The following is a 22,386-nucleotide window of genomic DNA, read 5'->3' on the forward strand; positions in this document are numbered from 1 at the left end:
CGCGCTAGCACATACGCCAGGTGATAGTCCGGGGGCCTTCACTACCGGCTATATTCGCGCGCGCATGTCAGCCTCCCGAGCCAGTCATGGTCGGCAGCAGCACACGGTAGATCTGGATGAATGCTGGGCCGAGCAACACCAGCAGCAGCGTCGGGAAGATGAAGAAGATCAGCGGGAAGAGCAGCTTCAGCGCGATCTTGGCGGCCTGTTCTTCGGCACGCATCCGGCGCTTGGTGCGCAACATGTCTGACAACACGCGCAGCGAGTCGGCAAGGCTGGTACCGAAACGGTCTGCCTGGATCAGCATCGATGCAAACCGGTCGACGTCTTCCACACCGGTGCGCAGCGCCAGGTTGGTGAGTGCTTTTTCCTTGGGAAATCCGGAACGCAGCTCCAGCAGCGTGAGTTCCATTTCTTCAGCCATTACGGGGCAGCGCAGTGCGAGTTCGTCCGACACGCGCATCATGGCGGCGTCCAAGCCGAGCCCGGCTTCTACACACACCGTGAGCAGGTCGAGCATATCGGGAAACTCCTCAAACACATCGCGTTGACGATGCTCGACCTTGCGTGCCAGTGCCGCATTGGGCAGGTAATAGCCAATGGCGCTCAGTAGCCCCAGAACAGCGAGGACCACCTCCTGGTCGTGATGTTCCGGCCGGCTGCTCAGCACCAGCAGTGCCATCAGCGGGAAGAGGATCGCCAGCACCGTCTTCACACCAAAGTACAACGACGGCGCCCACGGTTGCCGCCAGCCGGCATTCATGAAGCGGATGCGCAGTTGCGAGTTCTCCCAGCCGTCTTTGGGCAACGACAGTTGCGAGACCGGCTTGGCCCAGGCGGCCAGTTTCTCTACCCAGGCATGGTCGGGGCCGCCGGCCAAGTCTGCGCCCACGGTCTGGCCGCCGATCTGTTGCATCCGGCCGCGTGCGCGGTTCGGAGAGAACAGGTGCAGCAGCCCAAGTGCACCGCCAAAGGCAGCCACGAAGATCAGGACAAGAATGAAATATTGATTGGAATAGAGCGTTTGCATGATCGTCTCCCCCCAAGAAAACGAAGTCACGTTGTCAGGTCAGGTCACCGTGCTGCATATCGCACGTCAGTCAGACCCGGATACGGATGATCTTGCGCATCCAGATCAGCCCCATCACCATGTTGAACAGCGCCAAGCCGATCATCTTCAGGCCCATCGGGTCTGTCCATAGCACCTTCATGAAGTCCGGGTTGACGAAGAGGATCATGCCGGCGGTGCCGAAGGGCAGCAGCCCGAGAATCCATGCCGACAACCGCCCTTCGGCTGACAGCACGCGGATCTTGTCGTACAGCTTCAGGCGCTCGCGCACAAGGTTGCCGATGGTGTCGAGAATTTCCGCCAGGTTGCCGCCGCTTTCGCGCTGGATGAGCACGGCAATCACGAAGTAGCGCAGGTCATTGACGGGCACTCGCTTGGCGAGGTTGGTCAAGGCTTCATCGAGCGACACGCCGTAATTGATTTCTTCGAATGTGGTGCGGAACTCGGGCCCCATCGGCTCCTTGATCTCCTGCCCGACCATGCCCAGCGCGCTGGCGAAGGAGTGGCCGGCACGCAGTGCACGGGCAATCATGTCCACCGCGTCGGGAAGCTGCGCCTCCAGCTTCTTCAGGCGTTTGCGCCGCTGCGATGCGATGTGCAAGACCGGCAGCGCAGACATGAGCAGCGCGCAGGCCGTCACGATGCCAAACGGGAACGGCAGCAACGCACCTACTGCCAGTACTCCGACGCCAATCAAGATCGTGTATCCCAGGAGCTGCGCGACCGACCAAGCGCTGCCGGATTGCTCTAGCCAACGGTCGATCGTGCTCACGCGGGGCAGGCTCATCAACCAGCGCTGGAACTGCGGTGATTCGCTCAGCAGGCGTTTCTTGAGAATCGAGAGCTGTTCGGAGCCGACGTGACCGCCCGCGGACAGCGCACGAATGCGGGCATCAACACGCTTGGCCTCGGGGCCGTGGTAGTTGTTCCACCACTGGTATACCCCCTCGATGCAGAGCACGACGGCCGCGAACAGCAGGATTGCGAACGCGTAGAAGATTTCGTTCATTTAGGGTGCCCCCGTTTCTAGATCGCGCTTGGACCACACTGGTGGTGGCTTTGGCTTCAAGCCTTTAGACCTCAAAGTGCCTTTGCGGGTCAAAGGTTTCATCTGGCAAGCCCACCCCAAACACGCGCAGCCGCTCGGCAAATTTCGGATAGACCCCCGTGGCGCGGAAGAGCCCCTTGACGGAGCCGTCTTGCGCGATGCCCGTGCGCTGGAAGGTGAAGATTTCCTGCATGTTGATGACATCACCTTCCATGCCGGTGATCTCCTGGATGCTGATGACCTTGCGGCGCCCATCCGTCAAACGCGCCACCTGGATGATCACGGTGATGGCTGAGGCGATCTGCTGGCGGATTGTTTTGGGCGGCAAGTTCAGGCCCGCCATGTTCACCATGTTTTCCATGCGCGTCAGCGCATCGCGCGGGGTATTGGCGTGCACGGTGGTGAGTGACCCTTCGTGACCGGTATTCATGGCGTTGAGCATGTCCAGGGCCTCGCCGCCGCGCACTTCGCCCAGGAGGATGCGGTCTGGTCGCATGCGCAGGGCGTTGCGAACCAGTGCACGCTGCGTGATCTCACCTTTACCCTCGATGTTGGGCGGGCGAGTTTCCAGGCGCAGCACGTGCGGTTGGCGCAGTTGCAGTTCTGCGGCATCTTCAATAGTGACCATCCGCTCGTCGGCAGGGATGAAGCCCGAGAGGATGTTCAGGAGTGTGGTTTTGCCGCTCCCCGTGCCGCCCGACACCAGCACGTTCACCTTGGCTTGCGACAAGGCTTGCATCAGCTTGGCCATGGGCGGCGTGAGTGTCTTCAGATCGATCAGGTCCGACACCTGCAGCGGGTTGGTCGCAAACCGGCGGATCGAGAGCAGCGGGCCATCGATGGCCGAGGGCGGAATGATGGCGTTCACCCGCGAGCCATCGGGCAGGCGTGCGTCCACCATCGGGCTGGTTTCGTCAATACGACGACCCACGCGCGAGACGATCTTCTCGATCACCTTCATCAGGTGTGCATCGTCGTAGAAGGTGACGTCGGTGAGTTCCAGCTTGCCACGGCGTTCGACGTAGACCTGCTTTGCCGTGTTGACCAGGATGTCAGACACTGTCGGGTCCTGCAGCAGCGGCTCGAGCGGGCCGAAGCCGAACATCTCGTCATACACATCGGTGGTCATCTGCCGACGCTCGGTGTCGTTGAGCAGCAGCTTTTCTTCGTCGATGATGTTGTTGACCAGGGTGCCGATCTCGTGGCGCACCTGCTCGGTCGGGAAGCGGGCCAGCCGTTCCAGATCCACGCGGTCCAGCACCACTTCGTGCACGGTTTTCTTGAAGTCCCGATAGGCCGGATGGCCCGCCACCTTGTGGTGGAGTGGCGCGTGTCCATTCATGGACATCGGCGCGGGGTCCGGGCGGGAGAGTTGTTCGCGGATCGACATGATGGGCTCCGTCTGACTGGCGAAATGGACAGGAGAAACTCAAGCAATGTTCGGAGACGACGTCTTGGCCCGCGAGAAGAACTTGCTCAAGGAGAAGCCCTTCTCTTGCGATGCATGACGATCGTTCTCGCGCGCTGTGGCGAAGACGTTGGCTAAGGCCATGAGTGCCTTGGCCATGGCGCTGCTGCGGTGATGCTGGGCAATGGGCATGCCCTGGCAGATGGAGTCATCCACCGAGGCCGCATCTTCGGGAAGCACATGGAAGAGCTTCTGTCCGAAGACTTGCTCCAGCGTGCTGCGTGGCAGTTCGTCGCGCTTGCCATGCCGGTTGACCAGGATGCGCAGCTTTTCGGCGGGGTAATGCAGGCCGTGCAGGATATCCAGCAGGCGCCGCCCCGTGCGGGCAAAGGCAATGGTCGGCTGGACCACGACGCAGATCTGGTCGCAGTGGTCGAGCACCGCAATCGACAGCGGGTTGATCGCTTGCCCGACGTCCACCAGGATGAAGTCGTAGATCGGTGACACCAGCGAGAGCACGTACTCGATCTTGTCCTTCTTGATCTCGCCCGCCTTGATGGGGTCGCTGGCGCCGGCCAGGACGTCAAAGTCCTTGGTCACGCGTGTCAGACACGCTTCCAGGAAGGCATCGTCCAGGCGGTCGACCTGTGCGCACACTTCGGACAGCGTGGCGGGTGGCGTCTTGTTGCTCACCAGAAAGTGCGTGTCGCTGAACTGCGTGTTCAGGTCGATCAACAGCACGCGCTTGTGTTCGTATGCTGCCAGCGTGTAGCCGACGTTGCTGGCGATGAAGCTGGAACCGGCGCCGCCCTTGCTGGAGATGAAGGCAATCACGCGCGCTTCCTCTCGCGTTCTCGGGATGTGGTTGGTTTCCAGCCGCGTGAGTGCTGTCGTCAGTTGGGCGCGTTCCAGCGGCCAAGTCAGGATGTCACTGACGCCGGCGCGCAGTGCGCGAATCAGGTCGTCGCGTTCCTGGGTTTGCGTGACGAGGATGCAGGGCAGGTCGGTGAACTGCTGCCGCAGCAGTTCGATGCTCAGCATCTGGCTCGGGCCACTGCTTGGCTGGTCGATGATGAGCGCATCCGCGCCGCGCAGTTGGCAGGCATGCGTGGACAGGCTGCCCGGTGCAGCATGCAGGTGCATGACCTGGTAGCTGCCGGCTGCGGCTACCAGGCGTGCAAGGTCCGCCAGGCGTTCACCGTCTTCGGAGGCAATCAAAATCTTGAGCATGGCAAAGCTCCCCGTTCGATCGTGTGTTCTTTATGTCGTTGCATCGCGCTGTGACAGGGCTGGCCTCGTATCAGGCTGGCAATGGCGGATGCTGTTTGGGCACCCGCCAAGTGCTGTCAGCGCGAGAAGCTGCCGGACATCCCGCTACCGCCGTACCCACTGCTGCCGAACCCGCCGTACCCACCGCTGCCGGTGCCAGTACCCCCAGCGGGGAAGCGGGTCATCGAACGGTCATAGTTGCTCATGGCGGCTACGGCGGCTTTGCCGTCATAGCCATTCAGCGCGGGCAACCCGGCCGGTGCGTCGGGATCGATCACCTGTGCTTGCTTGACGCTGGTGACGGCCTCACCGAAGTGCTTGTCCCAGTTGGGTGTCGTGGTCATGCAGGCAGTCAGGGCCTGGCAAGCCAGGATCACGAGTGCGGCACGTTGCAGGTATTTGAGATTGGTGTTCATGGCATATCTCCACATGGTTCCCGGGTTAGCGTGTCTGCGGGGTTGTGGTCGTATCGGCCACTGCCGTCTGCCGGCCCTGCGTCTTGGTTCTGGCCTGGGCCAGCCGTGCTGCGGTGGCTTCGATGCGGGCGACACGCGCGGCGTTGTCGTCCGTGGGCGCCGGGGCCGATGCTGTGGCGGGCGCGGCTTCTGCAACCGGTAGCGTGGCCGCCGGCTTTTCTGGCGTGACGTTTGCCGGCTGCGTGGGCGGGGCGATGCTTACCTCAGTGCGCGGAGCAGGCATGGCCTGGGCCACCGGGGCGGGTGCAACCGGAGCCGGCATCGGCGCCTGCGAGCTGGGCGCAGTGGGTGCGCTCGGTGCCTGTGCGGGTGCCTGCGGTGCCGTCGCAGGTGCTGCGGCCGCTGCTGGTTTGGCTGCGCGATTCTTGGCGCCGGAGCCTTCCATGTTGCCCGTCAGGTAGACGGCAAGCTCGTTGGGCGTCGAGAAGCTGTCAGTCGGCAGCGGATACGAGGCTGTCTGCATTGGCTGCACCAGTCGCGGCGTGATGACGATGACCAGCTCCGTCAGATCATGCTGGAACTGCGTACTGCGGAAGAGCGTGCCCAGGACGGGGATTTCGCCCGCGCCAGGCAATGCCTTCAGCGAACCGCGTGCGTTGTCTTGCAACAGCCCACCGATGGCGAAGCTCTCTCCGTCTCGCATCTGCACGGTGGTGGAGGCGCGCCGCGTGGTGATGAGCGGCAGGATGGTCTGGCCGTTCGTGTTGGCACCGGTGACAGTTGCGCCCGTGGGGGAGAGTTCCGACACCTCCGGTGCCACCTTGAGGTTGATGCGGCCATTGGCCATCACGGTTGGCGTGAACTTCAGGCCAACGCCGTATTCCTCTTCTTGCAGCGTGATGGTCGGTGCACCGCCTGAGCTGCTGCTCTGCGCAACCGGGATGTAGATCTTGCCACCTGCCAGGAAGCTGGCTTCCTGCCCACTGAGCGTGACCAGATTCGGCTCGGCTAGGATCTTCACCAGGCTGTCGTTCTTTTGCGCATCCAGCTGAACCTGGAAGGGCCGGTTGTTCGCCTTGTTGGCAAAGAGCCCGGTAGACGAGCCGGTCAGCAGGGAGGTCAAGAGGCCGCCGCTCCACGAGCCGAATCCGCCTTGGACATTGAGTGCCGAGCCCAGCTGGTTCAGCAGGGTCTTCGACACTTCCGCCACCTTCACTTCCAGCATGACCTGCTGCGGCGTATCCACGATCATCATGTTGATGACGCTGGCGCCGGCGGGTGCACCGGCTGCGCCACCGCCCTTGTCTGCGCCACTCTGTGCGGAGGCTGCATAGGCGTGTGCGATTTCCATGGCTTGCTGCGCGGCCTGCGCGCTCGACACGTTGCCGGCGAGCACCAGGCTGTCAGCCGCGGTCGTCACACGAATCTTGCTTTCCCCTGGCATCAGCTGTGCGAGCGAGGTCTGCAAGCCGCCTGCATCTGCGTTGACCACCACATTGAAGATGCTGCAGGCGCCGCTGCGACCTTGCACGATCATGTTGGTGGTGCCCACACTGCGGCCCAGCAGATACATGGATTGCGGCGACACCATGGTGGCTTGCACCACGGCTGGATTGCCGAGGGTGCGATTGCGCACGGGCTCCGGTAGCGAGATGAGCGAAGACTTGCCAACCGGCACCACCACGCTGCTTTCGCCGCGCACCGCGCCCGTGCAGTTTGGCCCACGTACATCAGCCACCGGTGCGGTCGCCAGCGCCGGGTTCATGCTGATCGTCATCTGCACCGGTGCGGATCCACCGGCACGAGACTGCATCACGACCGGTGCTGTGGTGGACTTGGCTACGGCACCCGCTTCCATGGCCGTTTGTGCTGTCGCGTGCGTTGGCATGCAGAGCATGGCGCCGGCGGCACTCGCCAGGACGAGCATGCGTGTGCTGCCGAGGATCTGTCCGCTACGTGGCGCGACAGTGGCGACATTGGTTTTTTGGTTCGTCTTCATATCTCCCCCCCCGAGGGTCTGCTGCACAGGATGAAAATGCGGTTGATACGCTGTGGCTGGTTAACCTCTACGTTGCAATGCGTGTTGAAGAGCTGTCAGGTGCGGCGGGTCAGAAGCATTCCATGCTGCCCTGCACGCCAGCCAGGACACCGATGCAGTCGCGTTGCCGGATCGGGCCCGAGGCAACGTGGCGCACCTTGGCGGTTGCACGCGTCGTGCTGACCATCACCACCTTCGGTGCGGGCTCCGCTGCGGGCGTGCCCAGCAAGGTGCCCTTGGTGGCGCCGCCGGTTGCCGTGGCGGCCACGTCGACCTGATTGCGCAGCACCAGCGAGAGCGTTCCAACGCTGCGTGCCACATCGAGCTTCTCTGCCTGATCGGGTGTGACTTCCAGCGTGACCGCGTTGACGACCTTGGGTTGCGTGTCGTCGCGGCTGACTTGCTGTGCGACCGCCAGCACCAGGATCTTTTCCAGCACGATCTTGGAGATGCTGTTGTTATTGTTGTTCGCGCTCTTCGCGTCTTCATTGGTGTTGACGATCACGTCGACCAGGTTGCCTGGCAGTGCGAAACCCGCTACGCCCACCACGTCATTCACACGCACGGTGATGGCGCGCTTGCCTTCCGCGATGACGGCGGAAAGCCCGCCCTTGGTACCGATGGGTGCGAGCTTGCTCTCCAGAATCGGTTCACCTTTCTGCAGGCTCGCGCGTACCACGCGCCCTTGCAGCGCCTTGGGATCGTCAAACGTGCCCGGCGGCAAGCTGCCGGCTGGCCAACTGACCATGCGTAATTGCTCATTGCCCAGCGGTTGGCCAAGATCCATGTCGCTGGCAGCCACCGCGACTTGTTTGACGGAGCTGGATGACTGCTGAGACAGCCAGCGTGATGCAGAGACAACGGCCGCGATCCCCGCTACCAATGCGACGACCAGCATCACGATTGCACGCGCGTTTTTCATGATGAGTTCCCCCTTCTGAGATCAATAGAGCGGATCGGATTAGCGAGGCTCAGGTGCGAGCCTGCTTGTCCTGCCGCCAGCCCATGCCCGCACTCATGGAATCGGTTGTCTTGAAATCTGTGTGCGAACAGAAGTAGATGTCCCATGCTCGGCGCAGCGCCTCTGCGGTCACCTCGGATGGCCCACCGTGGTACTGGACGGCGGAGGCCACCAAGCGCAGCAGATCGCGCGGAATGCAGGCCAGCAACGGTTTGCCGCTGCCCTCGTGCAGCGCTTCGCGCAGGTAATTGAAGGCGGCATCTGCGTTGTGCAGGCCGAGATCCTGCGCAGCGCGCAGATAGACCTCCCGGTAGTCGGCCACGGAGAGCGGGCCTACGTAGAGCTTGCTGCCGAGCCGGCGCAGGAAGGCGTCGTCACCCAACTGAGCCGGCTCAAGGTTGGTCGAGAAGATCGGCCAAACATCGAACGGCACGGTGAACCGCACGCCATTGCGCAGCGAGAACATGTCGACGCGGCGGTCCAGTGGCACGATCCAACGGTTGAGCAGCTCGCTCACGCCCACTTGCTGGCGGCCAAGGTCATCGACGATGTAGATGCCGCAGTTGGCCTTCATGTGAGGGGGCGCTTGATAGAAGCCGGTTGTGCCGTCATAGCGCAGTTCGAGCATCTCCAGCGTCAGCTCGCCGCCGGAGAGCACCGCGGGCCGATGGCACATCTGCCAGCGGCGGTCCAGTGGGCGCCGGGCCAAGGGGCCCTCTTCATCTTCCTGCACCACGTGCACGAGTGGGTCGAAGATCTGGATGATTTCGCCCGCGATCGTGATGGCGTGCGGCACCGGCACGGCGCCGGGCAGCAGCATCCCGAGGTGCTGGGCGAGATAGGTCTTGCCGCCGCCGGCAGGGCCGTAAAGCATTAGCGCGCGGCTCGTGTTCAGTGCGACGCCCACATCGTCGAGCAGGTCCGGCGGCATCACGAACGTGCTGAAGGCGGTGGTGACATCAGTCTTGGACAACGAGGCGAACTGGATGGAGTGCCGTTGAACGGATTCAACATAGGCTTCCAGCGTGACGGGCGCGGCGCCGACATAGCTGCAGCGCGCAGTGAACTCAGCGGCGCGTACATAGCCGGCGTCGGTCAAGTGAAAACGCACGTCCAGGTCGTTGGCGCCGCGGTGGGCGACTTCCAGCATGCGCTCGCGCACGGCGTAGGCCGCCACTTCATTGATGACCATGGCGGGCAGCTTGATGGTGTCCATCAGCGTGACCAGCGTGGCGCTGCGATGCAGGTAGGCCACCTTCATGAGCAGACCGAGCAGCAACGAGATGTCCAGGCCCGTTTCGGCCACGGTGCGCGGCAGGATGTGCCAAGGGGCAGCGGGCTCGCGACGGGCGGCGTCCAGCCCGGTGGGCGATGGCACCGCCTCCAGCGAGCGCGGCGCATGTTGGGCGTGCCCGAATTCTGTGTGCTCGATTTTTTGGTCCCCGATCATCTTCATCACCATTTGGCTGAGTGAATACGAAGTGCGCGCCCAGATGTGCAAATTGCGCGCATCAAGCCGATGCAAACAGGACTGCAATCGTGCCGGCGGCAATCGCAACGCCGTACGGCAACGTGCCCACCGACCATGAGGCATCGGCTTGCGGCGTTGGCGCACCGGCTTCCCGGCTGACCTGCCCCGACGTCAACAGGACGTCGCGCAGGTTCCGGCGCAACTGCGCCATGCGCTTATGCCGGAGGGTAAATACCAGTGCCCAGATACCGCCGATCACGAACGTGGCCATTGCAATCTCAAAAGCCATGAACGCACCAAGCCAGGCGCCTACGGCAGCCATGAGCTTCACGTCGCCCGCCGCCATGCCGCGCAGTAGATAGAAGGGCAGGAAGATCGCCAGGCCCGTAAGCCAGCCACACGTCCACTCCAGCGCGCCATTGCCGAAGCCATGGATTGCTACCTGCAGCGGCAGCGCTGCAAGCCATGCACCGAAGGTCAGCCAGTTCGGGATGCGGCGATGTTGCGCGTCGATGGCCGCCGCTATCAGCGCCACGCCCATAGCAACGGGGCCAATCATTGACGAGAGCAGGGTGGCATCGTTCATGGCGTCCTCGGGTTCTTTGGTGCGGTTGCGTGTTCAGTTCAATGAGGTCGGGTCTTGCAAAAGTTGTTGTTGTTCGGCGCGGCGCAACATCATGGGATGGCCGCAGCGATCATTTCGTAGAGAGACTTCACACTGCTACCCAGCGCCACGACGGAGCCGAGAATGACGATCGCGATAAGTGAACCCAGCAGTGCGTACTCGATCGAAGTAACGCCTTGATCGTCGCGCAGCCACTTCCTGGGGTTGATTGGCTTATGCATGCTGGTCTCCTGCGTAGCGCTGGTAGCTGACCGAGTTGGCAGTCCGCTAGAGCGCGGCTGCAATGTTGGAGAACACCGTACTCAGGTTCGTGCCGACGAGCTGAACCGAGGCGATGATCACCACGGCGATCAATGCCGCGATCAGGCCGTACTCGATTGCAGTGACAGCTTGTTCGTCGTACAGGAACTGCTGAAGAAGCGTGCTGTAGCGGTTCATGACAATCTCCCTTTGGCTATATGCCGGTTGTTTCTGGAGCGTGGGTTGCCACGTTCATGGCGCCCCACGCTTGCACTCGCTTGGCATGCATTGCTGGGCAGTAATGCAGTGAGCCTTGGCGTTTGCAACATCAGCGCGTTAGAGCGCGTTTGCGATGCTGTTGAACACGGTGCTCAGGTTGGTGCCGACCAGCTTGACCGAGGCGATGATCACGACTGCGATCAGGGCGGCGATCAGGCCGTATTCGATGGCGGTCACACCATCTTCATCACGGGCGAATTGCTTGAGTGCGTTGAGGTAGTTCATGACAATCTCCTTCAGTGGAAAAAATGCGCGTTCGAAAAGCCAGAATGAAAGAGGTCATGTCGGCGGCGCACAGATGGCACAAGCATGAAACGGCCAGCAGCCCTTGCTGCCTTCACCTGCCCGCAGGAACTCACGTGACACGCACCGTGCGGTGTCGCGCAGCGTGCTGTCCCGTGTGGGCGATGTGAGCGCGTTGTTGGTCGGCATTTGTCTCGATCCCTTTTTTTTCAATTCGATGCTTTGAATTGGAGATTCCGTTTCGCTTCGCCGTCTGCTGTGAACTTGCTGCTCCCCGTTCAAGGCGGCGGTGACGATGTCCTGCGATCTGGCATAGGCAAAAGCCGGGCCACCCCCGTGCAGTTCCATGTGCGACAAGGCTTTGCGGGCGATTGGCTGAATTCGAGGGCGCGTGCTTGACGGTTGGTGCCCGCGTTCTCGGGGGCGGAGTTGCCAGGGGGAAACGCGTGGCGTGGCACGTCGATTTGGATGAGGCTACGTAGGGATGACGCAGCACAGGGGTGTCCTCATTCAAATGGACAGGTGGGGGGGTAGCGTAGTGGATGGTGGAAATCGCCGTCGGGTAGGCTGGGGGTCTGCGTGAGCCTCCTCACCGTGCCCCAGCCGAGGGTGTGTCCATAGCGGGGCGACGTTTCCGGATGGAAACGTTGATGGATCCTCCTGGCGTATCGCTCTGATGGTTGCGCGTAGCAAGGCAGTAGCCACAACGCATCGCGGGAAATGTCCCCGCGCTTCAGTGCTGAAACGTCGATGCAATTTCGACGCTCGGGCGGCGCTAAACACAGACCGCAGGCGCGTGCCCTACCTTGCCTTATCCGAGTGCACGAACAAGACTGGGCTCTAAGACCCGCACGCGGCGTGAAGCTGTCGCGCGCGTGCCGAAGCCCACTCAGCGCAGCGCAGACATCGTGTGCCGCGCACCACCCGGAACCGACGCGAGGAGCAGCATGAGCCAGAGATCTGTGCGTCTGCCAGCCACGCGCAGCGCCGCAGCAGCAATTCGTGCAACCGGTGAGGATGCTGCTGGCCACTGGATCGATCTGGCCCGAGTGCGTGCCTACAGCGGTGCGCTGCTGGTTCTGTTCTGCGTGCTGCTGCTTGGCTGGGCCTGGACGAGCAATGGCTTTACCGATGTGACGATGGCGCGTCCTGGAACGGATTTCTCGGCGTTCTGGGGTGCCTCCTATCTCGCGCTGACGCAGGGCCCTCTGCAGGCATACGACGTGCACCAGCTGACTGCGGTGATCGCCGAGCATGGAACGTTGGGAAGGGGGGCTGAGCTGATCCTTCCCTGGCTCTATCCGCCGACCTTTCTGCTGATGGTCTTGCCGCTGTCTTTGTTGCCGCTGACCTTGAGCTACCTGCTGTTCCTGGCCGGCACGGGGCTCGTCTATTTCAAATCTATCGCCAAGTTGACGGGGGCACAGCACCCCTGGCGCCAGGGATTGTGGTTGCCTGTGCTGGCCGCGCCGGCAACGCTCATCACCATTCTTGCTGGCCAAAACGCGCTGTTGACAGCCGGTGTGGCCGGGGCTGCCGTGTATCACCTGAACAAGCGCCCCGTGCTTGCCGGTGTGCTGATCGGATTGCTTGCCATCAAGCCGCAACTGGCGGTGTTGTTCCCGCTGGCCCTGGTGATCTCGCGTGCATGGAAGGCGCTGGCCAGCGCGCTGCTGACAACCGTGGCGTTTGCGAGTGTCAGCGTGTTGGTCTGCGGCTGGCGCACGGTGCCGGCGTTCCTTGCCAACGCGCAATGGGTGCGGGCGAGCTTCATCGAGGGCGGCGCCAACCTATGGTGGGGCATGCCAACGCCTATTGCAGCCGCCCGGCTGGCCGGGGCGAGCGTGACCGGTGCGTACGCCGTACAGGTGTTGACAGCGCTGGCGATGGCCGCCGCGATGGCCTATGTCTGGCGGCGGACGACGTCGATTGAGTTACGTGCTGCGGCGCTGGCGATTGCCACGCTGATGGTGTCGCCATATCTGCGTGACTACGAGCTGACATGGCTGGGGCTGGCCATTGCCGGTTTGGTGGGCGACGGTGTGCGTGATGGCAGCGGCAATGGCCTGTCGAGCGGCGAGCGGGCGGCACTCGTTGTGGCCTGGCTGCTGCCGATCTATGAGCACGCCAATCCGTATTTGAAACTGCCGCAGATCGGGCCGCTGGTTCTGATCGCCATGATGGCGCTTGTAGTGCGTCGCGTGGCAACGCGGGTGTGAGGGCACCATGGCCATCGCCTTGAACCTTCTAAAGCACAGGGCGCCCGAGGCGACGACGGCGTCCCCAGTGGCCGCCGCGGGTGCTCGCCACTGGTTGGGCCCGGACCGCGTGCGCGTGTACTCGATGGCTGCGCTGGCCTGCTACGTCGCGCACTTTGTAATCTGGGCTGTTCGCGCCAGTGTGTTGAAGGTCGCGGGCGTCTTTCCGCTTGGCGGCGATTTTCTGGTGTTCTGGAGCGCCGCGCAGTTGGTGCTGCAAGGGCACCCGCTCGCTGCCTACGATGTGGCTGTGCTGCATAACGTGGAGCTGGCAACCGTCCCACTGGTGGCGACAACCCAGGGGCTGTTGCCCTGGTTCTATCCGCCAACGTTCCTGCCCTTCATCGCGCCCTTCGGGCTGCTGCCGTACTGGCTTGCCGTGCTCGTCTTCCTGAGTATGAGCGTCGGGTGCTTCCTGTGGGTTGTCGGCCGAATCGTGCCATGGCGGCAGGCATGGCTGCCGTGCGCGGCGTTTCCGGGGATTGCGGTCGTGCTCGCAACGGGGCAGAACGCGTTGCTGCTGGCGGCATGTGCTGGTTTGGCGCTCACGTTGCTGCATTCCCCTCGCCCCAAGCGGCCCCCCAGCCCGATAGCGGCGGGCATGTTGCTCGCCCTGCTGACGGTGAAACCGCAACTGGCTGTGATGTTTCCGGTGGCACTGATGTGCGCCAGAGCCTGGAAAGCGTTGATTGCAATGGCGCTGACCTCACTCGCGCTGGCAGTGCTGGCGCTGGCAGCGTTCGGCCCGCAGTCGTTCATTGCCTTTCTGCACAACGCGGCGTTGGCGCGCTCGGCAGTGGAATCCGGCGCAGTTCATCTGGAGCGCATGCCGACCCTCTTTGCCATGGTCAAGATGCTGCACGGCAGTGTGATGTTGGCCTACGTGCTGCATCTGATAGGGGCCTTCACGGCCTGTGCCGCAGTCGCCTATGCCTGGAGTCGGCCTTGCAGCTTTGCACTGCGTGCCGCAGCCGTGCTGACGGCAAGCATGCTCGCCAGCCCTTACCTGTACGACTACGACCTGGCGTTCCTCGGTCTGGCCATTGCCTGGCTGGCCTCCTACGCGTTGCGGGATGGGTGGCTGCCCGGTGAACGTGAAGGGCTCATCCTGCTGTGGCTTTTGCCGCTGGGCGGAATGCTCTTGATTGACCGACTCGGCTTTCAACTGATGCCACTTGTATTGCTGCTTGCACTCGCGCATATCGCGCGCCGTATTCATCTTGAGCGCACACGCAACGCGTCACGTAGCCGCGTGCCAAGGCGCCTTGGACGGGGAGAACAATGATGTTGGATTACAAAAGAAACCAACTCCTTTCGCTGGTTGTACCGTTCTACAACGAAGGCGAGGCGCTGGAGTCCTTCTTTGCACGGGTCGTGCCGATCCTGGAGTCGGTCGAGTTCATGCAGTTCGAGATCGTGTGCGTGAACGACGGTAGCAAGGACGACACCCTGCAGAAGTTGATCGCGGTGTCCCGCATGGACGAGCGTGTACGGGTGATCGATCTGACACGCAACTTCGGCAAGGAAGCCGCGCTGACGGCCGGCATTGACGAGGCACTTGGCGATGCCGTCATCCCAATCGATGCTGATCTGCAAGACCCGCCGGAACTGATTCCCACCCTGGTGGCACACTGGCAGAAGGGGGCGGAAGTGGTCCTTGCGCAGCGCGCCAGCCGTGCCTGCGACACCTTCCTCAAGCGGGTGACTGCCGCGGCGTACTACCGCGTCCACAACACGTTGTCCGACCTGAAGCTGCCGGAAAACGTTGGCGATTTCCGCTTGATGGACCGTGCGGTCGTCAATGCGCTCAAGCAGTTGCCCGAGCGGCACCGGTTCATGAAGGGCCTGTTTGCGTGGGTGGGTTTCAACACCGTGATCGTTCCGTACGAGCGCGAGGCACGCAGCGCTGGTCAGTCGAAGTTCTCCGGCTGGCGCCTGTGGAACTTCGCGCTGGAAGGCATCACCAGTTTCAGCACCTGGCCGCTGCGCAGCTGGACGTATATCGGTTTGGCCATTGCAAGCCTGGCATTCGTGTACGGCAGCTACATCATCGCTCGCACCATGGTTCTGGGTGTGGATGTGCCGGGCTACGCCTCGCTGCTGTCGCTGCTGCTGTTCTTTGGTGGCTTGCAATTGATCGGGTTGGGCGTGGTGGGCGAATACATTGGCCGCATCTACGACGAGGCCAAGGGGCGCCCGATCTACCTGGTGAAGCGCCGCTATCAGGAGCGCCGGCTGCGCAACCGGTTGACGGGTGAGCGGCGCGTGATTCAGATGGTGCGAGGTCAGCGCGGTTAGGCGCGTTCCAGCAAGGGAGGCGCGTCATGTCGGCAATGGATTCTGGGCGCCTGGCCCGTCGCCTGACCGTCTATGCGATGGCAGCATTGGTGCTCCAGGTCTTGGCGTTGATGATCTGGGGGATCCGGTTTTACGTGCTGCACGACTGGACAGCGCCAATGCTCGGCTACGACTTTTCGGTGTTCTGGTCCGCCGCTCGGGTTGCGATCGAGCACAACGCCGCAGCCGTGTTTTCTGCGCAATGGATGCAGCCGATGGAAGAGTCGTTGCGGCACCAGCTCGGCTACTCCCCATGGCCTTATCCGCCCACTTTCTTGTTGGCAGTCATTCTCTTCGGGCTACTGCCATTCGGGGTCGCCGTCATCCTTTACTTTGTGCTCGGCTTGTCCGCTTATGGCGCGATGCTTGTGCGTATCAACCGCAACGTCGATCGTGCATGGTTGCCTTGGGTCGCCGCGTTCCCGGGGGTGCCTGTCGCGCTCGGGTTGGGCCAGAACTCGCTTCTTACCGTGTCTGCAGCGGGCGCCGCGCTTGCCTTGCTTGAGACAAACGCGGGCGTTGCCGGGCTGTGTATCGCGATACTGGTGATCAAGCCGCAATTTGGCGTGCTGTTTCCGCTGGCGCTCGTGTGCGGTCGGCAATGGAAGGTGCTTGTTGTGGCGGGTCTGTGCACATTGGCCTTCGTTGGAGGCAGCGTTGCCATCTTTGGTGTTGACGCGTGGCGCGCGTTTGCTGCGTATCTTCCCGAGTTCAGCCAGATCGCGGTGGAGCACGGTGGCCGTGACATGTGGATCGGCATGCCAACCGTATTTGCCGTCAGCCGCAGCGTGGGTCTACCCGTGAGCGTGGCTTATGTTGTGCATGGCTTGGTTGCTGCGCCTGCTGTGATCGTCATGACCTTCCTGTGGACCAAGCGCGCAAGGTTCGAGCTTCGCGCAACGGCCTTCGTTGTGGCCACGCTATTGATGCAGCCCTACATCATGTTCTACGACCTGGTCTGGTTGATCCTGCCGATCGTCTTTCTGATGCGCGATGCCAAGGTCCAAGCGTTGAATCGTCTGGAGTGGATTCTGCTGGCTGCGGCGTGGCTGGCACCTTTGCAGGGCGTTCTTGCGGCCTATGTCGGCCGCTATCTTCAGGTGCTTCCTACGGTGCTGGTTGCGCTACTGGTTATGGCGGTGCGGCGTCATTTCGCATCCGTTGCAATATGCACGCGTTCTGCTGACTGTCTTGCCGACCACGTGGCTGGCGTATCCCGAGTCGTTTAAGTGTTTGTGGTGGAGTAAGTTGCGCCCCATGCGTTAGCGTTGCGGCACCTGCGATGACGTTGCATGCGAGAGCATTTGAGACCACGCATTGAACCGGTTACGAAACGGTATCTCGACGTAGTTGTGCAGCACATGGGCGGCGGCAAACGCCCAGAAGAGAAACAACGCGTAGGTGAAAAGTTGATCCGCGAGCTCGACGTCCGCCGGCATGCTCACGACAAGCGGCAGCATGACGCCATGCGCCAGATACAGTGGGTACGACACCTTGCCGAGATATTGCGCGGCTGGCGTTTGGAGGATCCGCGAGACGGGGCCGCGGTCACTGATGAGCGCACCGATCAGCGCACCGAACGTCAGTGGCGCGGTCAGTGCAGACCCGGGAAGGGCATCTGCCGAAATGAGCAGGAACAGCGCTGCTGAAAACGCCGTCACCTGAAAGACGGGGTGGCTCGCCCAGGGAATAAGGCGATCTCGGAACTCATAAATGAGGGCGCCGATGAAGAAGCTCGCAATACACCGCAGCCAGCCGAATTGGTGAACCAACTTACTGAGGCAGCCGCCCTGGAGAAGACAGGCTCGGTCGATCTCGATCCAGGCGGCCAGCGCCCACGCCGTCAGGGCTAACGCTGCGAATACCACCATGCGGGTGCGGCCACGCATCAGGATGCAACCCGCACCGAACAGAAGGTAGACGTACATTTCGTCGCCGGCGCTCCAGCTCACGGCGTTGCCGATGCCGGCCTGGAAGACGTTCAGGCCCTGCGACATTGTGGCGAGTGCCAGCGTCTCGCCAAACGCCGGCAGATGGCGGGCCACGATTAGGGCGAGGACCGTGGTTGCGATGTGCGTTGGCCACAGACGGCCAATGCGGCGGATCATGAACGTGCGCAGCGATGCGGGATTCGACAACTGCGGGCCACACGCGCCGCTGATGACGAAGCCGCTCAAGACAAAGAAGAGGTCCACCGCAAGGTAGGCATTGGCAGACATCGGGTGCGGCCATGCGCAGAACATGTGATGCACAACGATAAACAAGGCCGCGATGCCGCGCAGGCCCTCAAAGCTTCTGTTCACGCCGTTGTCCCCCGTGCCGGGTTGGATGCGTGTGCGCCAATCGCGGCAACGGGGGGTGTTGCAGCGTCAAAGCTTTCGTGTGGTGCGATCACGCGTTGTGGCGCACGCGCGCGCCGCACGATGATGGCGAGCAAGGCCACCAGCACGATCGGCGCCCATTGCCCTGTCCGGTGAGAAAGCACAGCGAACAGGCCTTGTGCAGGTACCAGCCAGGCGGCAAGCAGCACCGCATTTTCGAATCGGTTGCTGTTGTGGCGCACAAAATCGACCGCAAGCCAGGCCATCGGCAAAGCGAGCCAGGCGAGGTCGTAGTAGATGAGATAGGGCTGCACCATCAGCGTCGCAACGGGCAGTGAGGCAGCACGCAACTCAAAGCGGCAGGCGCTGCGCCATAACCAAACGCAAACCGCAATCACCAGCATCGCCACGCCGGCGTGAGCCGCATATGACACCGTGGTCGAGTACCCGGCGGACCGCAGCATGCCGAATACCGTTGGCGCGCCGTACAGGATCACACCACCGTTCTCGACAATAGCGTGGCGGAACATGGCCATGCTTCTCGCGGCGGCAACAAAGGTGGCGGTGCCAAATGCGAGCCAGCTCACCGCTAAAGTCAGCACCGAGAAGAATGCCGCCGATGCGAGCGCGCGCCACTGGCGCTCGCAGAGTAGGTATAGCGGGAACAGGATGCCCAGTTGCGGTTTGATGCACAGCATGGCGATGCAAGCACCTGCCGCCACCGGAGATCGTCGCAGCAGCACCAGCGCCGCACCCGCCGCTGCTGCGGTGAAGAGCGAATTCTGCCCCGTGACCAGCGTGACCCACACACCAGGAAACGCAACCGCCGGAATGAGCCAGGGCAGCCGCAGCGCGTCTGGCACCGACCGCAGCGTTTTGTTGAGCATCCCCAGATAGAGCGCAATGCCGCAGCCCGAGAAAGCCACCGTGGCCGCACCAAACGACAACAGGCCGATCGGGTAGATCAGCAGCAGAAACGTTGGCGGATAGGAGAACGGTCCAAAGATGTCGGGCGGCAGGATGGCGGCTTCCGTAGCGCGCAACAACCCCCAGTCATACGCAGCTGTCGCGCCGTGCGTGATGGCCAGGTTGGCGGCACTCCAGAAGACAGCCAGATCCCACCCCGGCGAGGGAATGGTGGTGTTCTGCAAGATGTGGTGGCCCCACCACCACACGCCGAGTAGGAAATACTCAAGGAAGAGCAGGGCCCCGCCGTACACATGCAGTCGGCGGGACCCCTGCCAACTTCCCCCTCTCGCTCCCCTCGACCCCGGCGCTGGGTCAACCCGCGCCGTCTCCTGCTGGCTGACTGACATGGTCCGCCCCTGTTTTTTGTTCTGTCCCCGCCTTTTTGCCTTGCTTTTACCCCTGCACACACACCATCCCAAGTTCGCCCTTGCGGATCTGCAGCTTGTGCTCGCGCATCATCCGGAACAGCGTGACGCGTGAGATGCCCAGCTCTTCGGCCACGTCGATGAGCCGTTCATGATTGCGTTGCAGGGCTTCTTTGACGGCACAGCGCTCGGCTGCTTCCCGGGCCTCGGCCAGGGTAGGCGGGCGCGACGGCTCGACGGGCTGCTGCAGGTCGAGATCGGCCGGCTTGATGATGCCGTCTTCGCACATGGCTGCGGCGTGCCTGATGCGGTTGATCAGCTCCCGCACATTGCCCGGCCACGTGTGCGCGCTGAGTGCACGCAGTGCCGCAGGTGAGAACCCCTTGATGTGTTCGGGCGAATGGCCACGCACGCTGTTAAGGATGTGTTCGGCCAGCAGCAGGATGTCGGTGTCGCGCTCGCGCAGTGCAGGTTGCTTGACGCGCAGCACGCAGAGGCGGTGGTAGAGATCGCCGCGAAAGCGTTCCGCGGCGATGGCCGCTTCTAGGTCGACATGCGTTGCTGAGATGACACGCACGTCGACGGCAACCGACTCTGTACCGCCCAACCGTTCGATGCAGCCGGTTTCCAGAAAGCGCAGCAGACTGGTCTGACTTTCCAGCGGCATATCGCCGATTTCATCCAGGAAGAGCGTGCCGCCGTGCGCCATTTCGATGCGGCCGGGCTTGCGCTTGACGGCGCCGGTGAAGGCGCCACGCTCATAGCCGAACAGTTCGGACATCAGCAGCGTGGGGGGAATGGCCGCGCAATTGACGGCGATGAATGGCTGGCCGGCGCGGCGCGAGGCGCAGTGGATTGCGCGTGCCGCGAGTTCTTTTCCGGTGCCGGATTCGCCCGAGACCAACACGGGCGTATCCCATTTCGAGACCTTCTCGATGCTGCGGAACAGGCCTTGCATGGCGGGGCAGTTGCCGATCATGCCATCGGGGCGCAGCGCATCGCGTGTGAGCGTTGCCGCCGGGCGCAGGTGTGCCATGCCGACGGCGTGCCCCAGTGCGTGTGCCAATTCGGCGCTGTCGCACGGGATGTTGTAGTAGTCGACAAAGTACAGGCCGAGCAGCTTGCGCATCGGCTCAGACAACATGTCGCCGTTGCCAACCACTCCGATCCAGCCAATGTTCTGCCGGGCAAGCCACGGTTCCAGTTCTTCCAATTCGGTGTCGGAGTAACCGCAATCCAGATCCAGCAGACCGCCCAGGACCGACTCATCGCACAGGTTCAGCGCTTCAAGGTCGCGGCGGTTGTTGGCGAAGAGCAGTTGCCAGCCCTGTTGAGCCAGGTAGCGGCAACGCGTTGCATCGTGACGCAGTGAAACATAAAGCAACGGGCGGTTGATGTACGCGTTCATGTTTTCCCCCAACGTTTTTCTATGGGGCCGCGCACTGCTGTTGCGGCCACCAATGGACTGCCAAGTCAACCGTCGGACAAGGGCGGAAAGCCGTCCGTCCGCAAATGCAGTCTGGGGGAGGAACCTCTATGCACCATGGGGCTGTCGGCGTGCGGTGCATGCCTGGCAACCTGGCGGTCTCGTTTGTTCGAGACTGGCTTTGACGTCGGTTCGCACCGACATTACCCCCGGACAACTTCTAATTCGACTTTCACTGCTACGAGTAGACTCCCCTCGCATTGCCCGAGGCCGTTATGAATGGCTGTATCAGGCGTGTTCTTGGGTGCTTGGCCATCTGGTGTGGCCGCTGCACCGCCTTTGTTCTGAGCTTCCCCTCGGAGTGCCGTTGGATTTGCACTCCGTCTTGAATCTGTCCTGCGGTCTCGGCGGCGGCGTTTCACGTCGCTCTGGTTTGATTGCCGAGCCTCCGGATCAATGATTGGCCTTGCTGGCCCGGACAGTAGAGCGACGACCATGCCACGGCGGATAAACCGTTGAGCCACAACGATTCCCGTCAGAATCAGGGTATTTGCAGTGGCAGGCGCTAGTCGGATGTTTCGAATTGGATACGTGCCGGATAGCGACAGGGGCCACTGAAAATCGCCTCAGACGGAGGTGATTTGTGCGCAATACATCGCGCAAACGGACGCAAAAAGTGAATTTAACTGCCTGTTGCGATGCAAAAACTCGGGGGCAACCAGAGGGGCCTCGAATGGTTGCATTCATGAAACATGGTTCGCAAATCCTGCAATGCAGAGCCCCGTAGCGGGTGCCTTCGTATCGCACGACGCACACGTCCGTCGCGGAAATGGCGTAACGGCTTCTCGGCGATGTGGGGGACGGCACCGCAGAACATGAAGCAGATGCCTGAGGGGCGGCGCCCATCAGGTCATCCTAAAAGATGAGGCGCCTGATTGCCTGGGCGTGTTGCCCATGCGTTCCTTCGCGCGTGCGCTTTTGTATCAGAACTGAAACACGTGCCGTGGATGTGCACGTGCAGTCGGATCTTTGCGAAACAAGGCGATGGATGTGGCGGCAGCCCCGGGCTTGGGACGCTGCTTGGCAGCCTCGCTTAACGTAGCGCCGTTACAGCACGACCGGCCGGTCGCTCAGCTCATTGGTGCGCGGCGTCCCATCGGAAGGCACGTGTGCGGCGAGGAGGTCGTTGATCTGCGCCAGCGCATCGAGCACCGGCGCCATGGCCACGCGCTGGGCGAAGCCGCGCGTAATGGTTTCGCAGATGGTGCGCCACGTGTGTGCGTCGACTTTCGCGGCGATCCCGTGGTCGGCCAGGATCTCAACCGCGTGGTCAGCCAGGTTGATGTAGAGCAGCACGCCCACGTGCTCGCGCGTGTTCCACACCTCCAGCAACCCGAACAGCATCCGGGCGCGGTGACGCGGCGACACGCCGGCCCACGCGTCGCGGACGGGCAGCGAGCTTTCGATGACGACGCGCACTTCGCCGCGATGGCGTTGTTCGCCTTCGCGCACGGCGGCTTCGAGCTTTTGCAGATCCTCGGGCGGAAACGCGCGTCTGGCGTGCGACGAGGTCGTCAGCAGATGGGCGAGGGCGCGGCGGGCGCCGCGGTGATGTCGGGTTGTGGATGCCATGGATGCGTTCA

The 22,386-nt window shown here is 62.4% G+C and carries 21 protein-coding genes; 4 read left to right on the forward strand and 17 right to left on the reverse strand.

The features are described from left to right. Positions 1-67 precede the first annotated feature (67 nt). The 13 genes from NKG59_RS09435 to NKG59_RS09495 form a co-directional block, all read right to left on the reverse strand. On the reverse strand, positions 68-1,030 hold the full coding sequence (locus NKG59_RS09435; protein WP_045203583.1) for a type II secretion system F family protein: 963 nt from the start codon (positions 1,028-1,030) through the stop codon (positions 68-70). Positions 1,031-1,100: 70 nt separating this feature from the next. After that, positions 1,101-2,078, reverse strand: coding sequence for a type II secretion system F family protein (locus NKG59_RS09440; protein ID WP_045203582.1), 978 nt, complete (start codon positions 2,076-2,078; stop codon positions 1,101-1,103). Between the two features lie 64 nt (positions 2,079-2,142). Further along, a complete protein-coding gene (locus NKG59_RS09445) occupies positions 2,143-3,507 on the reverse strand; it encodes a TadA family conjugal transfer-associated ATPase (protein ID WP_045203581.1) in 1,365 nt (454 codons plus the stop codon). A gap of 39 nt (positions 3,508-3,546) precedes the next feature. Next, positions 3,547-4,755 carry a CpaE/TadZ family protein gene (locus NKG59_RS09450; protein ID WP_045203580.1) on the reverse strand — a complete coding sequence of 403 codons (1,209 nt, stop codon included), beginning with the start codon at positions 4,753-4,755 and terminating at the stop codon, positions 3,547-3,549. Between the two features lie 116 nt (positions 4,756-4,871). Further along, positions 4,872-5,210 carry a hypothetical protein gene (locus NKG59_RS09455; protein ID WP_253536524.1) on the reverse strand — a complete coding sequence of 113 codons (339 nt, stop codon included), beginning with the start codon at positions 5,208-5,210 and terminating at the stop codon, positions 4,872-4,874. A gap of 25 nt (positions 5,211-5,235) precedes the next feature. Then, on the reverse strand, positions 5,236-7,209 hold the full coding sequence (locus NKG59_RS09460) for a type II and III secretion system protein family protein (RefSeq protein ID WP_253536525.1): 1,974 nt from the start codon (positions 7,207-7,209) through the stop codon (positions 5,236-5,238). A gap of 109 nt (positions 7,210-7,318) precedes the next feature. Beyond that, the gene (gene cpaB, locus NKG59_RS09465) at positions 7,319-8,170 is read right to left on the reverse strand and encodes a Flp pilus assembly protein CpaB (protein ID WP_045203577.1); all 852 of its coding nucleotides are present in this window, start codon (positions 8,168-8,170) and stop codon (positions 7,319-7,321) included. A gap of 49 nt (positions 8,171-8,219) precedes the next feature. Further along, on the reverse strand, positions 8,220-9,659 hold the full coding sequence (locus tag NKG59_RS09470) for a P-loop NTPase family protein (protein ID WP_253536526.1): 1,440 nt from the start codon (positions 9,657-9,659) through the stop codon (positions 8,220-8,222). Between the two features lie 61 nt (positions 9,660-9,720). Next, positions 9,721-10,266, reverse strand: coding sequence for an A24 family peptidase (locus NKG59_RS09475; protein ID WP_045203576.1), 546 nt, complete (start codon positions 10,264-10,266; stop codon positions 9,721-9,723). A gap of 89 nt (positions 10,267-10,355) precedes the next feature. Beyond that, positions 10,356-10,526 (reverse strand): Flp family type IVb pilin, encoded by a 171-nt coding sequence (locus NKG59_RS09480; protein WP_024976443.1) that lies wholly within the window; start codon positions 10,524-10,526, stop codon positions 10,356-10,358. A 46-nt stretch (positions 10,527-10,572) separates the two neighbouring features. After that, positions 10,573-10,743: a Flp family type IVb pilin gene (locus tag NKG59_RS09485; RefSeq protein WP_004629689.1), complete on the reverse strand. Its 171-nt coding sequence runs from the start codon at positions 10,741-10,743 to the stop codon at positions 10,573-10,575. A gap of 138 nt (positions 10,744-10,881) precedes the next feature. Continuing rightward, positions 10,882-11,049, reverse strand: a complete 168-nt coding sequence (locus NKG59_RS09490; protein ID WP_045203575.1) for a Flp family type IVb pilin — start codon at positions 11,047-11,049, stop codon at positions 10,882-10,884. A gap of 54 nt (positions 11,050-11,103) precedes the next feature. Beyond that, positions 11,104-11,415: a hypothetical protein gene (locus NKG59_RS09495; RefSeq protein WP_253536527.1), complete on the reverse strand. Its 312-nt coding sequence runs from the start codon at positions 11,413-11,415 to the stop codon at positions 11,104-11,106. A 599-nt stretch (positions 11,416-12,014) separates the two neighbouring features. Here NKG59_RS09495 and NKG59_RS09500 point away from each other — a divergent pair. The 4 genes from NKG59_RS09500 to NKG59_RS09515 are packed head-to-tail and all read left to right on the forward strand — an operon-like array spanning position 12,015 to position 16,891. Beyond that, positions 12,015-13,286: a glycosyltransferase family 87 protein gene (locus NKG59_RS09500; RefSeq protein ID WP_253536528.1), complete on the forward strand. Its 1,272-nt coding sequence runs from the start codon at positions 12,015-12,017 to the stop codon at positions 13,284-13,286. Positions 13,287-13,293: 7 nt separating this feature from the next. After that, positions 13,294-14,610, forward strand: coding sequence for a glycosyltransferase family 87 protein (locus tag NKG59_RS09505; RefSeq protein WP_253536529.1), 1,317 nt, complete (start codon positions 13,294-13,296; stop codon positions 14,608-14,610). Further along, on the forward strand, positions 14,610-15,623 hold the full coding sequence (locus NKG59_RS09510) for a glycosyltransferase family 2 protein (protein WP_004629683.1): 1,014 nt from the start codon (positions 14,610-14,612) through the stop codon (positions 15,621-15,623). The genes NKG59_RS09505 and NKG59_RS09510 overlap by 1 nt, the downstream gene beginning before the upstream one ends. A 26-nt stretch (positions 15,624-15,649) precedes the next feature. Beyond that, positions 15,650-16,891 carry a glycosyltransferase family 87 protein gene (locus tag NKG59_RS09515; protein WP_253536530.1) on the forward strand — a complete coding sequence of 414 codons (1,242 nt, stop codon included), beginning with the start codon at positions 15,650-15,652 and terminating at the stop codon, positions 16,889-16,891. A 33-nt stretch (positions 16,892-16,924) separates the two neighbouring features. On the opposite strand, the gene NKG59_RS09520 is transcribed toward NKG59_RS09515, so the two are convergent. The 4 genes from NKG59_RS09520 to NKG59_RS09535 form a co-directional block, all read right to left on the reverse strand. Further along, positions 16,925-17,965 carry an acyltransferase family protein gene (locus NKG59_RS09520; protein WP_315862597.1) on the reverse strand — a complete coding sequence of 347 codons (1,041 nt, stop codon included), beginning with the start codon at positions 17,963-17,965 and terminating at the stop codon, positions 16,925-16,927. Continuing rightward, on the reverse strand, positions 17,962-19,203 hold the full coding sequence (locus tag NKG59_RS09525) for a glycosyltransferase family 87 protein (RefSeq protein ID WP_253536532.1): 1,242 nt from the start codon (positions 19,201-19,203) through the stop codon (positions 17,962-17,964). Before NKG59_RS09525 ends, NKG59_RS09520 begins: the two co-directional genes overlap by 4 nt. Positions 19,204-19,345: 142 nt before the next feature. Beyond that, positions 19,346-20,725: a sigma-54 dependent transcriptional regulator gene (locus NKG59_RS09530; RefSeq protein ID WP_045203569.1), complete on the reverse strand. Its 1,380-nt coding sequence runs from the start codon at positions 20,723-20,725 to the stop codon at positions 19,346-19,348. Between the two features lie 1,125 nt (positions 20,726-21,850). After that, positions 21,851-22,375 (reverse strand): TPM domain-containing protein, encoded by a 525-nt coding sequence (locus NKG59_RS09535; RefSeq protein WP_045203568.1) that lies wholly within the window; start codon positions 22,373-22,375, stop codon positions 21,851-21,853. Positions 22,376-22,386 lie beyond the last annotated feature (11 nt).

This window comes from Ralstonia chuxiongensis (genome assembly GCF_024158925.1).
GTDB classification, from domain to species: domain Bacteria; phylum Pseudomonadota; class Gammaproteobacteria; order Burkholderiales; family Burkholderiaceae; genus Ralstonia; species Ralstonia chuxiongensis.

Excerpts from the sequence above, each read along its gene's own strand:
- NKG59_RS09435 (WP_045203583.1), bottom strand. The coding sequence starts at position 1,030 with ATGCAAACGCTCTATTCCAATCAATATTTCATTCTTGTCCTGATCTTC.
- NKG59_RS09440 (WP_045203582.1), bottom strand. The coding sequence starts at position 2,078 with ATGAACGAAATCTTCTACGCGTTCGCAATCCTGCTGTTCGCGGCCGTC.
- NKG59_RS09445 (WP_045203581.1), bottom strand. The coding sequence starts at position 3,507 with ATGTCGATCCGCGAACAACTCTCCCGCCCGGACCCCGCGCCGATGTCC.
- NKG59_RS09450 (WP_045203580.1), bottom strand. The coding sequence starts at position 4,755 with ATGCTCAAGATTTTGATTGCCTCCGAAGACGGTGAACGCCTGGCGGAC.
- NKG59_RS09455 (WP_253536524.1), bottom strand. The coding sequence starts at position 5,210 with ATGAACACCAATCTCAAATACCTGCAACGTGCCGCACTCGTGATCCTG.
- NKG59_RS09460 (WP_253536525.1), bottom strand. The coding sequence starts at position 7,209 with ATGAAGACGAACCAAAAAACCAATGTCGCCACTGTCGCGCCACGTAGC.
- cpaB (WP_045203577.1), bottom strand. The coding sequence starts at position 8,170 with ATGAAAAACGCGCGTGCAATCGTGATGCTGGTCGTCGCATTGGTAGCG.
- NKG59_RS09470 (WP_253536526.1), bottom strand. The coding sequence starts at position 9,659 with ATGATCGGGGACCAAAAAATCGAGCACACAGAATTCGGGCACGCCCAA.
- NKG59_RS09475 (WP_045203576.1), bottom strand. The coding sequence starts at position 10,266 with ATGAACGATGCCACCCTGCTCTCGTCAATGATTGGCCCCGTTGCTATG.
- NKG59_RS09480 (WP_024976443.1), bottom strand. The coding sequence starts at position 10,526 with ATGCATAAGCCAATCAACCCCAGGAAGTGGCTGCGCGACGATCAAGGC.
- NKG59_RS09485 (WP_004629689.1), bottom strand. The coding sequence starts at position 10,743 with ATGAACCGCTACAGCACGCTTCTTCAGCAGTTCCTGTACGACGAACAA.
- NKG59_RS09490 (WP_045203575.1), bottom strand. The coding sequence starts at position 11,049 with ATGAACTACCTCAACGCACTCAAGCAATTCGCCCGTGATGAAGATGGT.
- NKG59_RS09495 (WP_253536527.1), bottom strand. The coding sequence starts at position 11,415 with ATGGAACTGCACGGGGGTGGCCCGGCTTTTGCCTATGCCAGATCGCAG.
- NKG59_RS09500 (WP_253536528.1), top strand. The coding sequence starts at position 12,015 with ATGAGCCAGAGATCTGTGCGTCTGCCAGCCACGCGCAGCGCCGCAGCA.
- NKG59_RS09505 (WP_253536529.1), top strand. The coding sequence starts at position 13,294 with ATGGCCATCGCCTTGAACCTTCTAAAGCACAGGGCGCCCGAGGCGACG.
- NKG59_RS09510 (WP_004629683.1), top strand. The coding sequence starts at position 14,610 with ATGTTGGATTACAAAAGAAACCAACTCCTTTCGCTGGTTGTACCGTTC.
- NKG59_RS09515 (WP_253536530.1), top strand. The coding sequence starts at position 15,650 with ATGTCGGCAATGGATTCTGGGCGCCTGGCCCGTCGCCTGACCGTCTAT.
- NKG59_RS09530 (WP_045203569.1), bottom strand. The coding sequence starts at position 20,725 with ATGAACGCGTACATCAACCGCCCGTTGCTTTATGTTTCACTGCGTCAC.
- NKG59_RS09535 (WP_045203568.1), bottom strand. The coding sequence starts at position 22,375 with ATGGCATCCACAACCCGACATCACCGCGGCGCCCGCCGCGCCCTCGCC.